The organism is Psychrobacter sp. I-STPA10 (assembly GCF_021012795.1).
Taxonomy (GTDB): domain Bacteria; phylum Pseudomonadota; class Gammaproteobacteria; order Pseudomonadales; family Moraxellaceae; genus Psychrobacter.
Genome location: NZ_VFYU01000005.1, coordinates 128,562 through 147,558 on the forward strand (window position 1 = coordinate 128,562; position 18,997 = coordinate 147,558).

Annotated in this window: 14 protein-coding genes; 9 read left to right on the plus strand and 5 right to left on the minus strand. The window is 42.4% G+C overall.

Annotation, left to right across the window (positions count from 1 at the left end):
* Positions 1-88 precede the first annotated feature (88 nt).
* The 4 genes from accC to FHK89_RS03070 all read right to left on the minus strand — a co-directional run bounded on the left by accC (position 89) and on the right by FHK89_RS03070 (position 4,554).
* A complete protein-coding gene (accC, locus tag FHK89_RS03055; RefSeq protein ID WP_230656634.1) occupies positions 89-1,441 on the minus strand; it encodes an acetyl-CoA carboxylase biotin carboxylase subunit in 1,353 nt (450 codons plus the stop codon).
* Positions 1,442-1,584: 143 nt separating this feature from the next.
* The gene (gene accB / locus FHK89_RS03060) at positions 1,585-2,007 is read right to left on the minus strand and encodes an acetyl-CoA carboxylase biotin carboxyl carrier protein (RefSeq protein ID WP_230656635.1); all 423 of its coding nucleotides are present in this window, start codon (positions 2,005-2,007) and stop codon (positions 1,585-1,587) included.
* Between the two features lie 521 nt (positions 2,008-2,528).
* Positions 2,529-3,902 (minus strand): MATE family efflux transporter, encoded by a 1,374-nt coding sequence (locus tag FHK89_RS03065; RefSeq protein ID WP_230656637.1) that lies wholly within the window; start codon positions 3,900-3,902, stop codon positions 2,529-2,531.
* Between the two features lie 178 nt (positions 3,903-4,080).
* Positions 4,081-4,554 carry an EVE domain-containing protein gene (locus FHK89_RS03070; protein WP_230656640.1) on the minus strand — a complete coding sequence of 158 codons (474 nt, stop codon included), beginning with the start codon at positions 4,552-4,554 and terminating at the stop codon, positions 4,081-4,083.
* 307 nt (positions 4,555-4,861) lie between these two features.
* On the opposite strand from FHK89_RS03070, the gene hemW reads away from it, so the two are divergent.
* Positions 4,862-6,160 (plus strand): radical SAM family heme chaperone HemW, encoded by a 1,299-nt coding sequence (gene hemW, locus FHK89_RS03075; protein ID WP_442966553.1) that lies wholly within the window; start codon positions 4,862-4,864, stop codon positions 6,158-6,160.
* Between the two features lie 159 nt (positions 6,161-6,319).
* On the opposite strand, the gene FHK89_RS03080 is transcribed toward hemW, so the two are convergent.
* Positions 6,320-6,472, minus strand: a complete 153-nt coding sequence (locus FHK89_RS03080; RefSeq protein WP_230656644.1) for an entericidin A/B family lipoprotein — start codon at positions 6,470-6,472, stop codon at positions 6,320-6,322.
* Between the two features lie 167 nt (positions 6,473-6,639).
* Between FHK89_RS03080 and FHK89_RS03085 the strand changes: the two genes are divergently transcribed.
* The 8 genes from FHK89_RS03085 to FHK89_RS03120 all read left to right on the plus strand — a co-directional run bounded on the left by FHK89_RS03085 (position 6,640) and on the right by FHK89_RS03120 (position 18,915).
* Positions 6,640-7,221, plus strand: a complete 582-nt coding sequence (locus tag FHK89_RS03085; RefSeq protein WP_230656646.1) for a tRNA (cytidine(34)-2'-O)-methyltransferase — start codon at positions 6,640-6,642, stop codon at positions 7,219-7,221.
* A 106-nt stretch (positions 7,222-7,327) separates the two neighbouring features.
* Entirely contained in the window at positions 7,328-7,771 is a 444-nt protein-coding gene (locus FHK89_RS03090; RefSeq protein ID WP_230656648.1) for an acyl-CoA thioesterase, read from the plus strand.
* Positions 7,772-7,973: 202 nt separating this feature from the next.
* Positions 7,974-9,731, plus strand: coding sequence for an AMP-binding protein (locus FHK89_RS03095; protein ID WP_230656650.1), 1,758 nt, complete (start codon positions 7,974-7,976; stop codon positions 9,729-9,731).
* A gap of 151 nt (positions 9,732-9,882) precedes the next feature.
* The gene (locus FHK89_RS03100; RefSeq protein WP_230656652.1) at positions 9,883-11,628 is read left to right on the plus strand and encodes an AMP-binding protein; all 1,746 of its coding nucleotides are present in this window, start codon (positions 9,883-9,885) and stop codon (positions 11,626-11,628) included.
* Between the two features lie 89 nt (positions 11,629-11,717).
* On the plus strand, positions 11,718-13,340 hold the full coding sequence (locus FHK89_RS03105) for a carboxyl transferase domain-containing protein (protein WP_230656654.1): 1,623 nt from the start codon (positions 11,718-11,720) through the stop codon (positions 13,338-13,340).
* A gap of 208 nt (positions 13,341-13,548) precedes the next feature.
* Positions 13,549-15,306: an AMP-binding protein gene (locus tag FHK89_RS03110; protein WP_230656650.1), complete on the plus strand. Its 1,758-nt coding sequence runs from the start codon at positions 13,549-13,551 to the stop codon at positions 15,304-15,306.
* Positions 15,307-15,457: 151 nt separating this feature from the next.
* Positions 15,458-17,203: an AMP-binding protein gene (locus tag FHK89_RS03115; protein ID WP_230656652.1), complete on the plus strand. Its 1,746-nt coding sequence runs from the start codon at positions 15,458-15,460 to the stop codon at positions 17,201-17,203.
* Between the two features lie 89 nt (positions 17,204-17,292).
* Positions 17,293-18,915, plus strand: a complete 1,623-nt coding sequence (locus FHK89_RS03120) for a carboxyl transferase domain-containing protein (RefSeq protein WP_230656654.1) — start codon at positions 17,293-17,295, stop codon at positions 18,913-18,915.
* Positions 18,916-18,997: the final 82 nt, after the last annotated feature.

Consider the following 18,997-nt stretch of genomic DNA (forward strand, 5'->3'; position numbering starts at 1 on the left):
CTGTGCTTCTTTTTTTATGAATATGAATACCTGATGGTTATTGATAGACAGAAGTTATACCACACATGCCTTACAGGTTATGAGCAGGCTATGAGGTGGCAGTTTTTTTAAGCAGGTGCTTTTCTAAGTAATGGATATTTTGTGCTTGTTTGACAAAATCTTCATCAGGTAATATCACATCACGGTGCAGCGGTATATTGGTATTAATACCACTGATAATCAGCTCATCTAAGGCATGGCGGGTTTTGGCGATGGCTTGTTGGCGTGTCTGTCCGTGACAGATAAGTTTGCCCACCAAAGAGTCGTAAAATGTGGGAATGTGGTAGTTTGGATATAGGTGCGAATCAAAACGCACGCCTGCACCACTGGGTGCAAATAGCTGCGTGACCTCGCCCGGTGACGGTACAAAGGTGGCAGGGTCTTCGGCATTGATACGACATTCAATGGCATGCCCATGCATCACAATTTCATTTTGGCGATAAGACAGACCATATTCTGAGGCAATTTTAAGCTGTTCAACCACCACATCAATGCCAGTAATCATCTCCGTGACAGGGTGTTCGACCTGCACACGCGTGTTCATTTCGATAAAAAAGAATTCATCATTTTCAAATAAAAACTCAAATGTGCCTGCGCCGCGATAGCCAATTTGCTCGCAAGCTTTGACACATGCTTGCAAGATAGGTTCACGTACATCATCTGGAATGTCAGGGGCAGGGGCTTCTTCTAGTACCTTTTGATGGCGACGCTGCAATGAGCAATCACGGTCATACAAATGAATGGCATTGCCATGTCCATCGCCAAGCACTTGTACTTCAACGTGACGAGGGTTTTGCAAATAACGCTCCATATACACACTGTCATCACCAAACCATAGCTCAGCTTCTTGCTTGGCTGCTTGTACTTGGGTCTTGATTTCATCAAAGCGTTCAACAATGCGCATACCACGTCCACCACCACCAGCGGCTGCTTTTATTAATAGTGGAAAGCCAATATTTTTTGCTTGCTCTTCGGCATTGTGAATGGTCACAGTACCTACTGAGCCGGGAACAGTGGGTACACCTGCTTTTTTCATCGCATGAATGGCAGATATTTTATTACCCATTAAGCGGATATGGTCGGGGTGAGGGCCAACAAAGGTAAGTCCTGCTTCCTCAATTTGCTCTGCAAATTCAGCATTTTCGGACAAAAATCCATAGCCAGGGTGAATGGCATCTGCACCTGTTACTTCTGCTGCGGTTAATATCGCATTGATATTTAGATAGCTTTGGTTGGCATTGGGTTTGCCAATACATACCGCTTCATCAACAAAGCGTAAGTGCATTAAGCTCTCATCAGCAGTTGAATAGACACCAACGGTTTGTATCCCTAACTGTTTACACGCACGTACGATACGTAGTGCAATCTCGCCACGATTGGCAATGAGTAGTTTTTTTATCATTTGCTAAACTCTCTCATTAGCATTTCCCTGTCAATGCAAAGTCATTTGTGCAAAATCCATGACATTGATATTTGTCCTATGTTCATGGTTGCTAAAATAAAATGCTGTGTTTGAATTATTTGAGTAAGAATAAGGCGATAAGGTTAGTTTTTATAACGTACAACAGGCTGCCCAAATTGCACCACATCACCATTTTCGACCAATATTTCTTCGATAATACCACTTTGAGTGGCTTCTAGTGGATTCATGATTTTCATCGCCTCGATGATGCCTAAGGTATCGCCAGCCTTGACTGTCTGTCCAACTTTGACAAAAGGAGGGTCATTAGGGCTTGGTGCGGCGTAAAACACACCAATCATTGGTGCAGTCTCGACATTGCCTGTTTTAGCCGCACTTTTTGGGGTAGCAGTAGGAGCAACTTCTACAGTAGGTGCGGACATCATGGTTGGCGGAGTAGCGTAATGGCGAGTAAGGCTAATACGCTTCTCACCAGAGGCTACCTCCATGCTAACTAAGTCCTTTTCTTCCATTAGCTCTATCAAAGTACGAATTTGTTCAATATCCATTGTTTTACCTGTAATCATTGGTAGCCGTTTTGAACCGTTATATGGGTTATGTCATTGTCATTACTACTAAACTACGAACTTATGCTTATATACGCTTAACCTTGGTTGTTACATGACATTGGTTTTCACGTAACATGTAACATTGTCACTATAAAGATTATCACTATTTATCTGCTGCCTATATTTAGGTATGAACACGATAGACTGTCATATATATGTGAAAAATGTACTATTGTGCTGCCACAAATGTACTTATCTTATGCAGATAATGCTTCAATGATAAGTTTTATAATATGCCTGATTTATAGCAAAATTAGTAGTCAGATTGTATAAGATAAACTTTTTCAGTACAGTTGTACACTATCTAGACGATATAATAACCGCAAAAAGGGTGTATATACCATATTGTAACAAAATTTTTCATAAAAAACTTGACTTAACTATTCGCTAAGCAGTGAGTAATATGTATTAGTGACTGTTTTTTATTTGTATATAGGATTTTATATATATGGTTAAGCAGATTATTGATATAAATTGGCAAATAGACTGCGTTGGCGATGACGTAAGCGCAAGGAGAGCAAGACGGCTGCTAAAAATAAACCAGTGACCAGTGCTATCCAAAATCCTTGTACCCCAACTGTGGTATAGCGTACCAGATAAATCCCCAATGGTAAGGCGACGAGCCAATAACAAAATAAAGTAATCCACATTGGTATTTTGGTGTCTTGCATACCACGTAGAATACCAGCAACATTCACCTGCCAACCATCAAAAATTTGATAAGCAATGGCATAAATCAGTAGGTGCATTGCCAAATGTTGTACCTCAATATTTTTGGTAAAAGCGGCGGCAAGTTGTGGTCGTAAAAACCAGACACTGACCATACTGATACAGGCAATCAGTACTGTCCATATAAGCCCTGTTTGCTGCACATGACGCAATGCCAGCCAGTTTTTTTCACCATAACGATTGGATACCATGATGGTGAGTGCCATGGCAATAGAGATGGGGAGCATAAACAATTGCGAAGTGACTGATAATGCGGCTTGGTGGGCAGCTACTGCAAGCTCCCCTAGCGGACTAATCACCAGTGATGCAAGGCTAAACAAACTGGCTTCAAAAAAGATGGCAATGCCGATAGGCAGACCTAAATGAAACAGTTTGCGTATTTGTATTGGATTGGGTCTGGTAAATGAATGAAAAAAGCGGGTAGAGGCAAAAGTAGGGTTAGATGACCAATGCAAATAAGCCGCGAGTAATGCCACATTAATCCAAAGTACCAAGGCGGTGGCAATACCACAGCCAGCCCCGCCCATGGCAGGAATAACACCAAAGCCACCATGAATAAAGAGATAGTTTAATGGAATGTCGGTTGCTAGCCCGATTAAACTAATCACCGTCACAGGCTCAGGACGAGATAAAGCTTCACAATAGCTGCGCAATACGGCATAGCAAGCAATGGCAGGAAAACCAAAAGATACCCCATGCAAATACTGCGTCGCTTTTGGCTGAATATTATCGGGTACACCAAGCACGCCTAATACATTTGGCATCAAATTAACAATCACAAACCCCATCAATCCAATGACCAAAGCTGACCATAAAGACTGCTGAGTGATGTGGGGTATGTGATGATGATTATCTTGTCCTAAGGCTTCACCAATGAGTGGAGTGGTGGCAATTAAAATACCTGTTGCCAATAAAAACAGGGGTAGCCAGATGCCTGAGCCGATAGAGACGGCTGCTAAATCTAGGGCAGAGACTCGCCCTGCCATGATGGAATCAATCACCCCCAATGCTGCTTGAGAGAATTGGGTAATCAAAATTGGCAATGCCAATATCCAAAGACGACGACTATATTGGCGAAACTCTGCCCATGATAAAAGTGTGTGCATAACAATAACCGATTTATTTGTGTTTAACCGTTTTAAATATTGATAGGGATTAAACCAACTTTATTTTAATAAGTGATAAAACGAAAAAAATTATGACTATAAATAAGCTGAGCGAAGATAGAAAGTTATCTATCTTCGCTCAGCTTCAAGTCTTTAGGTGATATTTATCAAGCAATAATTATAATAATCCTTTTTGTTCTGCCAATTGCATAATCGCTTGCCAATGCTTTACTTGTAATGGCATCACAGAGAGACGAGAGCCTTTTTGGGTTAATAGGCAATCATCAAGTTGTGGCAGTGTTTTTAGCTCAGATAATAATAAAATATCGCTAAAGGCTTGTTCAAATTGCACATCGACCAAATACCAACGTGGGTTATCTTCAGTGGATTTTGGGTCGTAATAGTAACCACATTCTGGGTTAAATTGTGTTGGGTCAGGATAGCCTGTCGAGGCAATGCTCATGATACCAGCAATACCAATTTTCTTCGTATTAGAATGATATAAAAAGGCTTTGTCACCCACTTGCATCGCATCACGCATAAAGTTACGTGCTTGATAGTTGCGCACGCCGTCCCAAGGCTCACACCTCACTTGCTGCAAATCATGGATACTAAATGAGGTGGGTTCTGATTTCATTAACCAGTATTGCATGACTTGCCTCGTGAAGATTGAAAACGTCTTTGTTTTAGTAAATTAGTTAAGCAAACCCTGTAAGCAAAATAGCTTCAATGGTTTAGGTGAGATAACGCAGTTTAAGATACTTAATATATTTACCTTAAGATATTTGGGGGTATTCATAATAGCTGATTCAGCGTATCCTAGCGTTTATTTTTTAATTTACCTATCTTTTTAAGCTTTTTAAGTTAAGCTTTTTAAGTTGTCCATTTTGCTTGGGTGTATGCAAACAGCCCAATGTTTTAACTTTTCGCTATTATAGCAAACCTATCACCAATATATGATGAATATGTACTTAGACAGCCACAAGCCATCACAGCCATACCCATTATCGCATCAGCTTGATATTACTCAGATTCCATTAGCACTTTATATTCATATCCCATGGTGTGTGCGTAAATGTCCCTATTGCGATTTTAACTCGCATCAAATCTCTGCCCCTGACAAAGATTTGTATCATCGTTATGTTACTGCGCTGATGGCAGACATTGACTCGCAGCTGCATTGGTTACAGGGACGACAAATCAGCAGTATTTTTATTGGTGGTGGCACGCCCTCATTATTACCGATTCAGCAGTATCAACGCTTATTTGACTATTTACAAAAGCGTTTGCCCTTTGCTGATGACATAGAAGTGACGATGGAGGCCAATCCTGGTACGCTTGAGCATGCGCCTTTTGCCGAGTATTTAGAAGTAGGTATCAATCGTCTGTCTATTGGGGTACAAAGTTTTGTTCCGCATCATCTTAGTAAGCTTGGGCGTATTCATAATCCACAGCAGGCAGAAAATGCCATTAAAGCGGCTCGGCAGGCAGGGTTTGAGCGTATCAATGTTGATTTGATGTATGGATTGCCGTCACAAACGGTAAGTGAAGCAGTCACTGATTTGCAACAAGCGCATACAGCAGGCGCGACGCATTTATCATGGTATCAGCTTACCATTGAGCCAAATACTGTCTTTTATCGGCAAACCCCTGTATTGCCTGATGAAGACATGCTGGCAGATATTGAGCAAGCAGGGCGAGCACAATTAATAGCGATGGGCTATGATAATTATGAAGTCTCAGCATGGTCAGGGCAGACGGATAAGCCATGTCGTCATAATCTAAACTATTGGCAATTTGGTGATTATTTGGCGATAGGGGCAGGGGCACATGGTAAAATCAGTTTGCAAACAGACAAATGGCAAGCAGAACACTTACAACCTTCACAAGGAATTTATCGTTTTAGCCGTTCACGTCTGCCCAAAGATTATATGAATTTTGATAAAGCACCTAAGCTGGTCGGCTGGCAAGCCATTACTGATGAAGAGATGGCAAGTGAATTTATGATGAATGCTCTACGCTTGACTCAAGGTGTGCCAAAAGCCATGTATGGTGAGCGCACAGGTCAAGATATTGCAGTGATTGAACCAATATTACAACAGTTAATACAGCAAGGATTATTGCTTGAGACAAAAGCTGATGCGCTAGGCAAAAATAAAAAAAATGGGCAATTAGAGATAACACAGGTAGAAACAAACATAGTGGCAACGGCATTGGGTCAGCGTTATCTAAATCATGTGCTGCAAGCTTTTTTGTAGTAGGGTAGGGTCTGTTAAACTTTCACCCCGTTTTCCTATGAAGATGACTGTTCAACAGCACCTACTTTAATAACAAAAAAATACAAAAAAACCTGCCATGTTGACAGGTTTTTTAAGCATTAATAATGCTAATAAAAAGGTTTAGAAGCTCAATTTGGCTTATAACTCTTCTTTAATTTTATCTTCAGTTTTGTCCGCAGTTTTGGTCACGCCATCACCTGCTTTAGAGATGTCTTTACCCAAACCTTTAAAAGTATTACAGCCAGTTAAAACAATCATCGCAGCGATAGAAGCAAGAATAACTTTTTTCATCATTCAATCCTTAATAATAGTATTGTTAAGAGTTAGTAAAACCTAGCTTTTGCCATTTAATTCTGATGACTCATTAGGTTATGATTATCATAGTAAAAATGATAATATCATCAAAGTGATAAAATGTAAGTAATTATAATTATTTGTATTTTAAGGCTGATCATATCATGAATATTCATGTTGTTTTAGTACAACCAAAAATTCCTAGTAATACGGGCAACATCATACGACTTTGTGCCAATGTGGGGGTACAACTGCATCTGGTGAAGCCACTAGGCTTTGATTTAGCAGATAAAAAACTACGCCGCGCAGGACTGGATTATCATGAATATGCCAGTCTTTTAGTGCATGAAAACTGGGCTGAGGCTCGGCAAAGTTTGACTGAGCATGGTTGCCAAAAAATTGTGGCATTAACCACCAAGTTAAGTCGCAGTTTTTATGAATATGACTTTGGGGTATCCCCTAAGCAAGAACAAAGCCCTCAGCAACAAGCAACCATAGCCCCTACAGTCATCACTACTACCGCATTGGTATTTGGCTCGGAGACGGCAGGATTGGCAGAAGAGGTACGCGCTGATATTGGTAGCGATAACTGGCTAAGATTGCCAATGCGTCCTGATTCTCGTAGCCTAAATTTGGCAAATACAGTGGCAATTTGTGTCTATGAGTTATGGCGACAACAAGGTTTTATTGGTGATGTGGGTGCCAGTGTGGGTTATGATGATTTAACCCCTTATGACCCTAAGTAGTTATTGTTAATTATTTTTTACATTAATCGTTATTAATGAGCAACAGCAAGCAGTGATCGTTGAGAGTGGCGTAATTGTAACAAGGTATATAACAAGGGAATAGAAAATGAATGACAAAATATTTGCGACTGGGCGTAGCGCAGTACATAGTTGGCAGTGTGACCACATGGGGCATGTCAATATTCGTACTTATAATGACATGTTTGAAGAATCCATTTGGCATGCGTTCAATCATATAGGCATTACCCCCAGTGTATTGCGCCAAGGTGAGATTGCGATGGCGACGGTTGAACAAAATCTGCGTTATTTTAAAGAGTTGTTGGCAGGTGATGTGGTTTATATTGAGTCTTATATTGATAAGGTCAGTAAAAAATCAGTGACTGTGGTGCAGGATATGTATAACGCTGAAACCAATGAGCGTTGTGCAAGTTGTAGCATTACGGCGGTTTGTATTGACCCTATCATGCGTAAGTCTCGCTCTTTTCCTGCTGATATTTATGCCAATGCCATGAATTTAGTTGATGCCCCCATCTCAGGTAATGCCTCTTAATATGTAAATATCATTAGATGATACGATTTGTATCGTTATTATAAAGTTAGTGATTGACAGTGCCAATTAATGAGAGTTATATTAAAGTCATATACAAGGAGTATGATATGTTTTTGGTAGAGTATCATTAGGATATTCAGACTAAAGGCGTATTCTAGCTAGTATCAATTCATAAATAGAATATAAATTGAAAGGATTCATGATGACTGCCAAACTTTCTACTAATAACATCTTAGAGACACTCACCCATATCAATATGGGCGCAAAGTCTGCCAACGCACCTCTCACCATGAGCCATGATAAAGGCCCACAAGTGCCTTTGATTGAGGCGACCATTGGTGATTTTTTTGATGCCATTTGTGACAAATACCCTGAGCGTGAAGCCTTGGTGGTGCGTCAGCAAAACATTCGCTGGACGTATCGGCAGCTGCAACGCAAGGTCAATCAGCTTGCCAGTGCCATGATTGAGATGGGGCTTGAGGTGGGCGACCGTTTGGGCATTTGGTCACACAACAATGCAGAATGGCTGTTGCTACAGCTTGCTACTGCAAAGGTTGGGGTGATTTTGGTGAATATTAACCCTGCTTATCGCACCTTTGAGTTGCAATATGCGTTAAATAAATTGGGCTGTTCGGTATTGGTGCTGATGCGTCACTTTAAGAGCAGTGATTATGCACAGCTTATCCGTGAGCTATGCCCTGAGATTTATCACAAGCCATATCATCAACTTGATTTGGTAGAAATTCCGACCGTTGAGCGTATTATCTGGATTGATGAGCCAGATACTGATGAAACCTTTGGCTTTATGCAGAAGTTTTCTAATTGGCTTGCTGAAGGCGATGCCGATGACCCCCGAGTGGCTGCGCGTCAAGCAACCCTTAAAAATACCGACCCGATTAACGTACAATTTACCAGTGGCACAACTGGCACACCGAAAGGGGCAACACTGACTCACCGCAATATTTTAAATAACGGCTATTTCATCGGTGAGGCGATGAACCTAACCCATGAAGACAGGCTATGTATTCCTGTGCCGTTATATCACTGCTTTGGTATGGTGCTGGGCAATTTGGCGGTGCTGACCCATGGCGGTTGTATGGTTTATCCAAATGATGGTTTTGACCCATTAACCGTATTGCAAACGGTTGAAGAAGAGAAGTGTACAGGTTTGCATGGTGTGCCAACCATGTTTATTGCTGAGCTTGACCACCCTGATTTTAAACAATACGATTTGTCCAGTTTGCGTACAGGGATTATGGCAGGCTCAAGCTGCCCGATTGAGGTGATGCGTCGGGTGATTAATGAGATGCACATGAATGAGGTTACCATCGCTTATGGTATGACCGAAACCAGCCCTGTGTCTTGCCAGACCAACGAGCATACTCCATTAGAGAAGCAAGTCTCGACCGTGGGCTTGGTACAACCTAATATTGAGGTGAAAATTGTTGATACCGAAACAGGCGAAGTTGTGCCGATTGGAGAAACAGGTGAGCTATTAACTCGCGGCTATTCGGTGATGAAAGGCTATTGGGGCAGTCGCTTTAAGACCAAAGAGGCAATCCAAGATGGCTGGATGCACACAGGCGATTTGGCAATCATGGACGAAGAAGGCTATATTAAAATTGTTGGACGTAGTAAGGATATGGTTATTCGCGGTGGTGAGAATATCTATCCTGTGGAGATTGAAAACTATCTATACCGCCATCCAAAAATCCGTGATGTGCAGATTGTCGGTGTCCCAGATGACCATTATGGCGAAGTATTAGCAGCGTGGATTATCGCTAAAAAAGATGCTGAGCTGACCGAAGAGGAGGTTAAGCAATTCTGCCGTGATAACATTGCCCATTATAAAGTGCCAAAATATTATCGCTTTGTTGAGGAATATCCGATGACCATCACTGGCAAAATTCAAAAATTCAAAATTGTTGAGGCAATGAAAGAAGAATTAGGACTTTCCTAGGCTAAGGGGCTAAGGTTGGTTTGTATAGAGTTAGAAATCACTTGCCGCTAAACTTTCCTATCATGGAAAGGTTAAGGAGAGTTTGGTTGCAGTGATAAAGTGGTAGATTTGTCAAGTTGCAAAGAGCAAAAAAGTATTGAAAGGATTTATAATGGCAGAGACTATATTTATTGATGACATTGCTAGCGTGGAAATGGGTGCAAAATCAGCGAATACGCCACTAAAAATGAGCCATGATAAAGGCCCTAAAATACCCCTCATTGAAGCCACTATTGGCGATTTTTTTGATGCTATTTGTGACAAATATCCTGAACATGAAGCACTGGTTTCTTGTCATCAAGGTATTCGCTGGACATATCAGCAGCTACAAGAGAAAGTCAATCAACTAGCTAGCGCTATGATAGAAATGGGGCTTGAAGTAGGTGACCGTTTGGGTATCTGGTCGCATAATAATGCTGAATGGCTACTGGTACAGTTGGCGACTGCAAAAATTGGCGTTATCTTAGTTAATATTAATCCAGCCTATCGCAGCTTTGAGCTGCAATATGCCCTTAACAAGTTAGGCTGTTCTACCCTAGTATTGATGCGCCATTTTAAAACCAGTGATTATGCAAAAATTATCCATGAGCTTTGCCCTGAGATTTATCACAAAGATTATAAGCAGTTGGATCTAGTTGAGATTCCTACCATTGAGCGTATCATTTGGATTGATGAGGCTGATACAGATGAAACGTTTAACTTTATGCAAAAGTTTTCTGAATGGATAGCAGAAGGTGATGCCAATGACCCCCGAGTTGCCGAGCGTCAAGCAAGATTAAAAAATACTGACCCAATTAATGTGCAGTTTACCAGTGGGACGACAGGTACACCCAAAGGGGCAACCCTGACCCATCGTAATATCTTGAATAATGGGTATTTTACTGCTGAGACACTGGGTTTTACTCATAAGGATCGACTATGCTTACCACTGCCGTTATATCACTGCTTTGCGATGGTGCTTGGTAATATTGCGACGTTTACTCATGGTGGGTGCTTGGTCTATCCTAGTGAAGCTTTTGATGCAGTTAGTGTGATGCAGGCGATTGAACAAGAGCGTTGCACAGCCATGCATGCAGTACCAACGATGTTTATTGCTATGCTTGATCATTCAGACTTTGAGCAATATGATTTGTCATCATTGCGTACTGGTATTATGGGGGGATCGAGCTGTCCGATTGAGCTGATGCGCCGAGTTATGAGTGACATGCATATGAGTGAGATTACCATTGCTTATGGTATGACAGAAACCAGTCCTTTATCTTGTCAAACCACCAAGCATGTATCGATAGAAAGAAGAGTCTCAACTGTTGGCTTAGTTCAGCCAAATATAGAAATCAAAATTGTCGATACGCAGACGGGTGAAGTTGTACCGATTGGAGAGACAGGAGAAGTGTTAACGCGTGGTTATTCAGTGATGAAAGGTTATTGGGGTAGCCGTTTTAAGACCAAGCAGGCTGTTCAAGATGGCTGGATGCACACTGGCGATTTAGGTGTTATGGACGAAGAGGGATTTATTAAAATCGTCGGACGTAGTAAAGATATGGTGATTCGTGGGGGTGAGAACATCTATCCTGTAGAAATTGAAAACTATCTATATCGTCATCCGAAAATTCGTGATGTACAAGTTGTTGGTGTACCAGATGACCATTATGGCGAAGTATTGGCTGCATGGATTATTCCCAAAAAAGGTGTCACATTGACGCAAGAGGAAGTGCAGCAGTTTTGCCGTGATAACATTGCTCATTATAAAGTACCAAAATATTATCGCTTTGTTGAAGCGTACCCAATGACAGTCACTGGCAAGATTCAAAAGTATAAAATTACTGAGATGATGAAACAAGAGTTGGGGATAAAATAGGGTTTTTAAATTTATCTCTGCTCAAACTTGATCCAAGACTTAATACTATTAACCCGATTACATCAATTAAATAAAGAAAAAGAGCATTTATGACTTCTGTAATTACCAGCAAATTGAGTGTTAATTCTGCCGAATTTGGGCAAAATGCGGCTGCCATGCAAGCGGTGGTTGATGATTTATATGCACATCTAAAAACCATTGCTGTTGGTGGCTCAGAGCGGGCAAGGGCAAAACATCTGGCTCGCGGCAAATTATTGCCCCGTGAGCGGGTTGAGCAATTGCTCGATGCGGGCACGCCATTTTTAGAAATCTCGCCGATGGCAGCATTTAATATGTACGATGCTGATATTCCTGCGGCAGGGCTGATTGCTGGTATTGGGCGTATTGCAGGTGTCGAGTGTATGATTGTGTGTAATGATGCCACGGTTAAAGGTGGTACTTATTATCCAATGACAGTGAAAAAACACCTGCGAGCACAAGAGATTGCTAAAGAAAATAACTTGCCATGTGTCTATTTGGTGGATTCAGGGGGAGCAAACTTACCCAACCAAGACGAAGTATTCCCTGATAAAGAGCATTTTGGACGTATCTTTTTTAACCAAGCCAATATGTCAGCAGCAGGTATACCACAAATTGCGGTGGTGATGGGTAGCTGTACCGCGGGTGGGGCGTATGTGCCAGCGATGAGTGACGAGTCGATTATTGTCAAAGAGCAAGGCACCATCTTTTTGGGAGGGCCACCACTGGTCAAAGCTGCCACAGGTGAGGAAGTCAGTGCTGAGGATTTAGGTGGTGGTGATGTGCATACCCGCTTGTCGGGTGTGGTCGATTATTTGGCACAAAATGATGCGCACGCATTGTCATTAGCACGAGATATTGTGGCTAATTTAAATCGTCCTACCAAGCAGACTGTCAATCAAACTTTTAACCAAATCAGCCCCCGTCCACCTAAGTATGATGCCAAAGAGCTATACGGCATCATTCCCACCGATACTCGCAAACCGTTTGATATTCGTGAAATTATTGCTCGTATTGTCGATGCCAGTGAGTTTGATGAGTTTAAAGCACGTTTTGGTACGACGTTGGTATGTGGCTTTGCCCATATTGAAGGTATGAAAGTGGGTATCATTGCCAATAATGGTATTTTGTTTAGTGAGTCAGCACAAAAAGGCACTCATTTTATTGAGCTGTGTTGTAAGCGCAAAATTCCGTTGGTATTTTTGCAAAACATCACGGGCTTTATGGTCGGGCGTAAATATGAAAATGAGGGCATCGCTCGCCATGGGGCAAAAATGGTGATGGCGGTGGCAAATGCCAATGTACCGAAGTTTACAGTGATCGTTGGTGGCTCATTTGGGGCAGGCAACTATGGTATGTGTGGACGTGCGTATAGCCCTCGCTTTTTGTGGATGTGGCCCAATGCCCGTATTTCAGTGATGGGGGGTGAGCAGGCTGCCTCCGTATTGGCAACGGTAAAACGCGATAATTTTGAGCGTAAAGGCGAGACTTGGAGTATGGAGGACGAAGAAGCCTTTAAAGCCCCCATTCGTGAGCAGTACGAAGCTCAAGGACACCCATATTATGCCACGGCTCGCTTATGGGACGATGGCATCATTGACCCTGCCGATACCAGACAAGTATTGGCGTTGGGGTTAAGTGTCGCTTATAACGCGCCAATTGACGATACCACGTATGGTATTTTTAGAATGTAAAGTTAATATATCTTACTCACAACTTTAACTCCCTCCTAGCCGCTCCCTTATTTTAAGGGCAGGGTTTGGGAATTAATGAGAGTTATATTAAAGTCATATACAAGGAGTATGATATGTTTTTGGTAGAGTATCATTAGGATATTCAGACTAAAGGCGTATTCTAGCTAGTATCAATTCATAAATAGAATATAAATTGAAAGGATTCATGATGACTGCCAAACTTTCTACTAATAACATCTTAGAGACACTCACCCATATCAATATGGGCGCAAAGTCTGCCAACGCACCTCTCACCATGAGCCATGATAAAGGCCCACAAGTGCCTTTGATTGAGGCGACCATTGGTGATTTTTTTGATGCCATTTGTGACAAATACCCTGAGCGTGAAGCCTTGGTGGTGCGTCAGCAAAACATTCGCTGGACGTATCGGCAGCTGCAACGCAAGGTCAATCAGCTTGCCAGTGCCATGATTGAGATGGGGCTTGAGGTGGGCGACCGTTTGGGCATTTGGTCACACAACAATGCAGAATGGCTGTTGCTACAGCTTGCTACTGCAAAGGTTGGGGTGATTTTGGTGAATATTAACCCTGCTTATCGCACCTTTGAGTTGCAATATGCGTTAAATAAATTGGGCTGTTCGGTATTGGTGCTGATGCGTCACTTTAAGAGCAGTGATTATGCACAGCTTATCCGTGAGCTATGCCCTGAGATTTATCACAAGCCATATCATCAACTTGATTTGGTAGAAATTCCGACCGTTGAGCGTATTATCTGGATTGATGAGCCAGATACTGATGAAACCTTTGGCTTTATGCAGAAGTTTTCTAATTGGCTTGCTGAAGGCGATGCCGATGACCCCCGAGTGGCTGCGCGTCAAGCAACCCTTAAAAATACCGACCCGATTAACGTACAATTTACCAGTGGCACAACTGGCACACCGAAAGGGGCAACACTGACTCACCGCAATATTTTAAATAACGGCTATTTCATCGGTGAGGCGATGAACCTAACCCATGAAGACAGGCTATGTATTCCTGTGCCGTTATATCACTGCTTTGGTATGGTGCTGGGCAATTTGGCGGTGCTGACCCATGGCGGTTGTATGGTTTATCCAAATGATGGTTTTGACCCATTAACCGTATTGCAAACGGTTGAAGAAGAGAAGTGTACAGGTTTGCATGGTGTGCCAACCATGTTTATTGCTGAGCTTGACCACCCTGATTTTAAACAATACGATTTGTCCAGTTTGCGTACAGGGATTATGGCAGGCTCAAGCTGCCCGATTGAGGTGATGCGTCGGGTGATTAATGAGATGCACATGAATGAGGTTACCATCGCTTATGGTATGACCGAAACCAGCCCTGTGTCTTGCCAGACCAACGAGCATACTCCATTAGAGAAGCAAGTCTCGACCGTGGGCTTGGTACAACCTAATATTGAGGTGAAAATTGTTGATACCGAAACAGGCGAAGTTGTGCCGATTGGAGAAACAGGTGAGCTATTAACTCGCGGCTATTCGGTGATGAAAGGCTATTGGGGCAGTCGCTTTAAGACCAAAGAGGCAATCCAAGATGGCTGGATGCACACAGGCGATTTGGCAATCATGGACGAAGAAGGCTATATTAAAATTGTTGGACGTAGTAAGGATATGGTTATTCGCGGTGGTGAGAATATCTATCCTGTGGAGATTGAAAACTATCTATACCGCCATCCAAAAATCCGTGATGTGCAGATTGTCGGTGTCCCAGATGACCATTATGGCGAAGTATTAGCAGCGTGGATTATCGCTAAAAAAGATGCTGAGCTGACCGAAGAGGAGGTTAAGCAATTCTGCCGTGATAACATTGCCCATTATAAAGTGCCAAAATATTATCGCTTTGTTGAGGAATATCCGATGACCATCACTGGCAAAATTCAAAAATTCAAAATTGTTGAGGCAATGAAAGAAGAATTAGGACTTTCCTAGGCTAAGGGGCTAAGGTTGGTTTGTATAGAGTTAGAAATCACTTGCCGCTAAACTTTCCTATCATGGAAAGGTTAAGGAGAGTTTGGTTGCAGTGATAAAGTGGTAGATTTGTCAAGTTGCAAAGAGCAAAAAAGTATTGAAAGGATTTATAATGGCAGAGACTATATTTATTGATGACATTGCTAGCGTGGAAATGGGTGCAAAATCAGCGAATACGCCACTAAAAATGAGCCATGATAAAGGCCCTAAAATACCCCTCATTGAAGCCACTATTGGCGATTTTTTTGATGCTATTTGTGACAAATATCCTGAACATGAAGCACTGGTTTCTTGTCATCAAGGTATTCGCTGGACATATCAGCAGCTACAAGAGAAAGTCAATCAACTAGCTAGCGCTATGATAGAAATGGGGCTTGAAGTAGGTGACCGTTTGGGTATCTGGTCGCATAATAATGCTGAATGGCTACTGGTACAGTTGGCGACTGCAAAAATTGGCGTTATCTTAGTTAATATTAATCCAGCCTATCGCAGCTTTGAGCTGCAATATGCCCTTAACAAGTTAGGCTGTTCTACCCTAGTATTGATGCGCCATTTTAAAACCAGTGATTATGCAAAAATTATCCATGAGCTTTGCCCTGAGATTTATCACAAAGATTATAAGCAGTTGGATCTAGTTGAGATTCCTACCATTGAGCGTATCATTTGGATTGATGAGGCTGATACAGATGAAACGTTTAACTTTATGCAAAAGTTTTCTGAATGGATAGCAGAAGGTGATGCCAATGACCCCCGAGTTGCCGAGCGTCAAGCAAGATTAAAAAATACTGACCCAATTAATGTGCAGTTTACCAGTGGGACGACAGGTACACCCAAAGGGGCAACCCTGACCCATCGTAATATCTTGAATAATGGGTATTTTACTGCTGAGACACTGGGTTTTACTCATAAGGATCGACTATGCTTACCACTGCCGTTATATCACTGCTTTGCGATGGTGCTTGGTAATATTGCGACGTTTACTCATGGTGGGTGCTTGGTCTATCCTAGTGAAGCTTTTGATGCAGTTAGTGTGATGCAGGCGATTGAACAAGAGCGTTGCACAGCCATGCATGCAGTACCAACGATGTTTATTGCTATGCTTGATCATTCAGACTTTGAGCAATATGATTTGTCATCATTGCGTACTGGTATTATGGGGGGATCGAGCTGTCCGATTGAGCTGATGCGCCGAGTTATGAGTGACATGCATATGAGTGAGATTACCATTGCTTATGGTATGACAGAAACCAGTCCTTTATCTTGTCAAACCACCAAGCATGTATCGATAGAAAGAAGAGTCTCAACTGTTGGCTTAGTTCAGCCAAATATAGAAATCAAAATTGTCGATACGCAGACGGGTGAAGTTGTACCGATTGGAGAGACAGGAGAAGTGTTAACGCGTGGTTATTCAGTGATGAAAGGTTATTGGGGTAGCCGTTTTAAGACCAAGCAGGCTGTTCAAGATGGCTGGATGCACACTGGCGATTTAGGTGTTATGGACGAAGAGGGATTTATTAAAATCGTCGGACGTAGTAAAGATATGGTGATTCGTGGGGGTGAGAACATCTATCCTGTAGAAATTGAAAACTATCTATATCGTCATCCGAAAATTCGTGATGTACAAGTTGTTGGTGTACCAGATGACCATTATGGCGAAGTATTGGCTGCATGGATTATTCCCAAAAAAGGTGTCACATTGACGCAAGAGGAAGTGCAGCAGTTTTGCCGTGATAACATTGCTCATTATAAAGTACCAAAATATTATCGCTTTGTTGAAGCGTACCCAATGACAGTCACTGGCAAGATTCAAAAGTATAAAATTACTGAGATGATGAAACAAGAGTTGGGGATAAAATAGGGTTTTTAAATTTATCTCTGCTCAAACTTGATCCAAGACTTAATACTATTAACCCGATTACATCAATTAAATAAAGAAAAAGAGCATTTATGACTTCTGTAATTACCAGCAAATTGAGTGTTAATTCTGCCGAATTTGGGCAAAATGCGGCTGCCATGCAAGCGGTGGTTGATGATTTATATGCACATCTAAAAACCATTGCTGTTGGTGGCTCAGAGCGGGCAAGGGCAAAACATCTGGCTCGCGGCAAATTATTGCCCCGTGAGCGGGTTGAGCAATTGCTCGATGCGGGCACGCCATTTTTAGAAATCTCGCCGATGGCAGCATTTAATATGTACGATGCTGATATTCCTGCGGCAGGGCTGATTGCTGGTATTGGGCGTATTGCAGGTGTCGAGTGTATGATTGTGTGTAATGATGCCACGGTTAAAGGTGGTACTTATTATCCAATGACAGTGAAAAAACACCTGCGAGCACAAGAGATTGCTAAAGAAAATAACTTGCCATGTGTCTATTTGGTGGATTCAGGGGGAGCAAACTTACCCAACCAAGACGAAGTATTCCCTGATAAAGAGCATTTTGGACGTATCTTTTTTAACCAAGCCAATATGTCAGCAGCAGGTATACCACAAATTGCGGTGGTGATGGGTAGCTGTACCGCGGGTGGGGCGTATGTGCCAGCGATGAGTGACGAGTCGATTATTGTCAAAGAGCAAGGCACCATCTTTTTGGGAGGGCCACCACTGGTCAAAGCTGCCACAGGTGAGGAAGTCAGTGCTGAGGATTTAGGTGGTGGTGATGTGCATACCCGCTTGTCGGGTGTGGTCGATTATTTGGCACAAAATGATGCGCACGCATTGTCATTAGCACGAGATATTGTGGCTAATTTAAATCGTCCTACCAAGCAGACTGTCAATCAAACTTTTAACCAAATCAGCCCCCGTCCACCTAAGTATGATGCCAAAGAGCTATACGGCATCATTCCCACCGATACTCGCAAACCGTTTGATATTCGTGAAATTATTGCTCGTATTGTCGATGCCAGTGAGTTTGATGAGTTTAAAGCACGTTTTGGTACGACGTTGGTATGTGGCTTTGCCCATATTGAAGGTATGAAAGTGGGTATCATTGCCAATAATGGTATTTTGTTTAGTGAGTCAGCACAAAAAGGCACTCATTTTATTGAGCTGTGTTGTAAGCGCAAAATTCCGTTGGTATTTTTGCAAAACATCACGGGCTTTATGGTCGGGCGTAAATATGAAAATGAGGGCATCGCTCGCCATGGGGCAAAAATGGTGATGGCGGTGGCAAATGCCAATGTACCGAAGTTTACAGTGATCGTTGGTGGCTCATTTGGGGCAGGCAACTATGGTATGTGTGGACGTGCGTATAGCCCTCGCTTTTTGTGGATGTGGCCCAATGCCCGTATTTCAGTGATGGGGGGTGAGCAGGCTGCCTCCGTATTGGCAACGGTAAAACGCGATAATTTTGAGCGTAAAGGCGAGACTTGGAGTATGGAGGACGAAGAAGCCTTTAAAGCCCCCATTCGTGAGCAGTACGAAGCTCAAGGACACCCATATTATGCCACGGCTCGCTTATGGGACGATGGCATCATTGACCCTGCCGATACCAGACAAGTATTGGCGTTGGGGTTAAGTGTCGCTTATAACGCGCCAATTGACGATACCACGTATGGTATTTTTAGAATGTAAAGTTAATATATCTTACTCACAACTTTAACTCCCTCCTAGCCGCTCCCTTATTTTAAGGGCAGGGTTTGGGTGGGGTCATATA

Excerpts from the sequence above, each read along its gene's own strand:
- accC (WP_230656634.1), bottom strand. The coding sequence starts at position 1,441 with ATGATAAAAAAACTACTCATTGCCAATCGTGGCGAGATTGCACTACGT.
- accB (WP_230656635.1), bottom strand. The coding sequence starts at position 2,007 with ATGGATATTGAACAAATTCGTACTTTGATAGAGCTAATGGAAGAAAAG.
- FHK89_RS03065 (WP_230656637.1), bottom strand. The coding sequence starts at position 3,902 with ATGCACACACTTTTATCATGGGCAGAGTTTCGCCAATATAGTCGTCGT.
- FHK89_RS03070 (WP_230656640.1), bottom strand. The coding sequence starts at position 4,554 with ATGCAATACTGGTTAATGAAATCAGAACCCACCTCATTTAGTATCCAT.
- hemW (WP_442966553.1), top strand. The coding sequence starts at position 4,862 with ATGAATATGTACTTAGACAGCCACAAGCCATCACAGCCATACCCATTA.
- FHK89_RS03080 (WP_230656644.1), bottom strand. The coding sequence starts at position 6,472 with ATGAAAAAAGTTATTCTTGCTTCTATCGCTGCGATGATTGTTTTAACT.
- FHK89_RS03085 (WP_230656646.1), top strand. The coding sequence starts at position 6,640 with ATGAATATTCATGTTGTTTTAGTACAACCAAAAATTCCTAGTAATACG.
- FHK89_RS03090 (WP_230656648.1), top strand. The coding sequence starts at position 7,328 with ATGAATGACAAAATATTTGCGACTGGGCGTAGCGCAGTACATAGTTGG.
- FHK89_RS03095 (WP_230656650.1), top strand. The coding sequence starts at position 7,974 with ATGACTGCCAAACTTTCTACTAATAACATCTTAGAGACACTCACCCAT.
- FHK89_RS03100 (WP_230656652.1), top strand. The coding sequence starts at position 9,883 with ATGGCAGAGACTATATTTATTGATGACATTGCTAGCGTGGAAATGGGT.
- FHK89_RS03105 (WP_230656654.1), top strand. The coding sequence starts at position 11,718 with ATGACTTCTGTAATTACCAGCAAATTGAGTGTTAATTCTGCCGAATTT.
- FHK89_RS03110 (WP_230656650.1), top strand. The coding sequence starts at position 13,549 with ATGACTGCCAAACTTTCTACTAATAACATCTTAGAGACACTCACCCAT.
- FHK89_RS03115 (WP_230656652.1), top strand. The coding sequence starts at position 15,458 with ATGGCAGAGACTATATTTATTGATGACATTGCTAGCGTGGAAATGGGT.
- FHK89_RS03120 (WP_230656654.1), top strand. The coding sequence starts at position 17,293 with ATGACTTCTGTAATTACCAGCAAATTGAGTGTTAATTCTGCCGAATTT.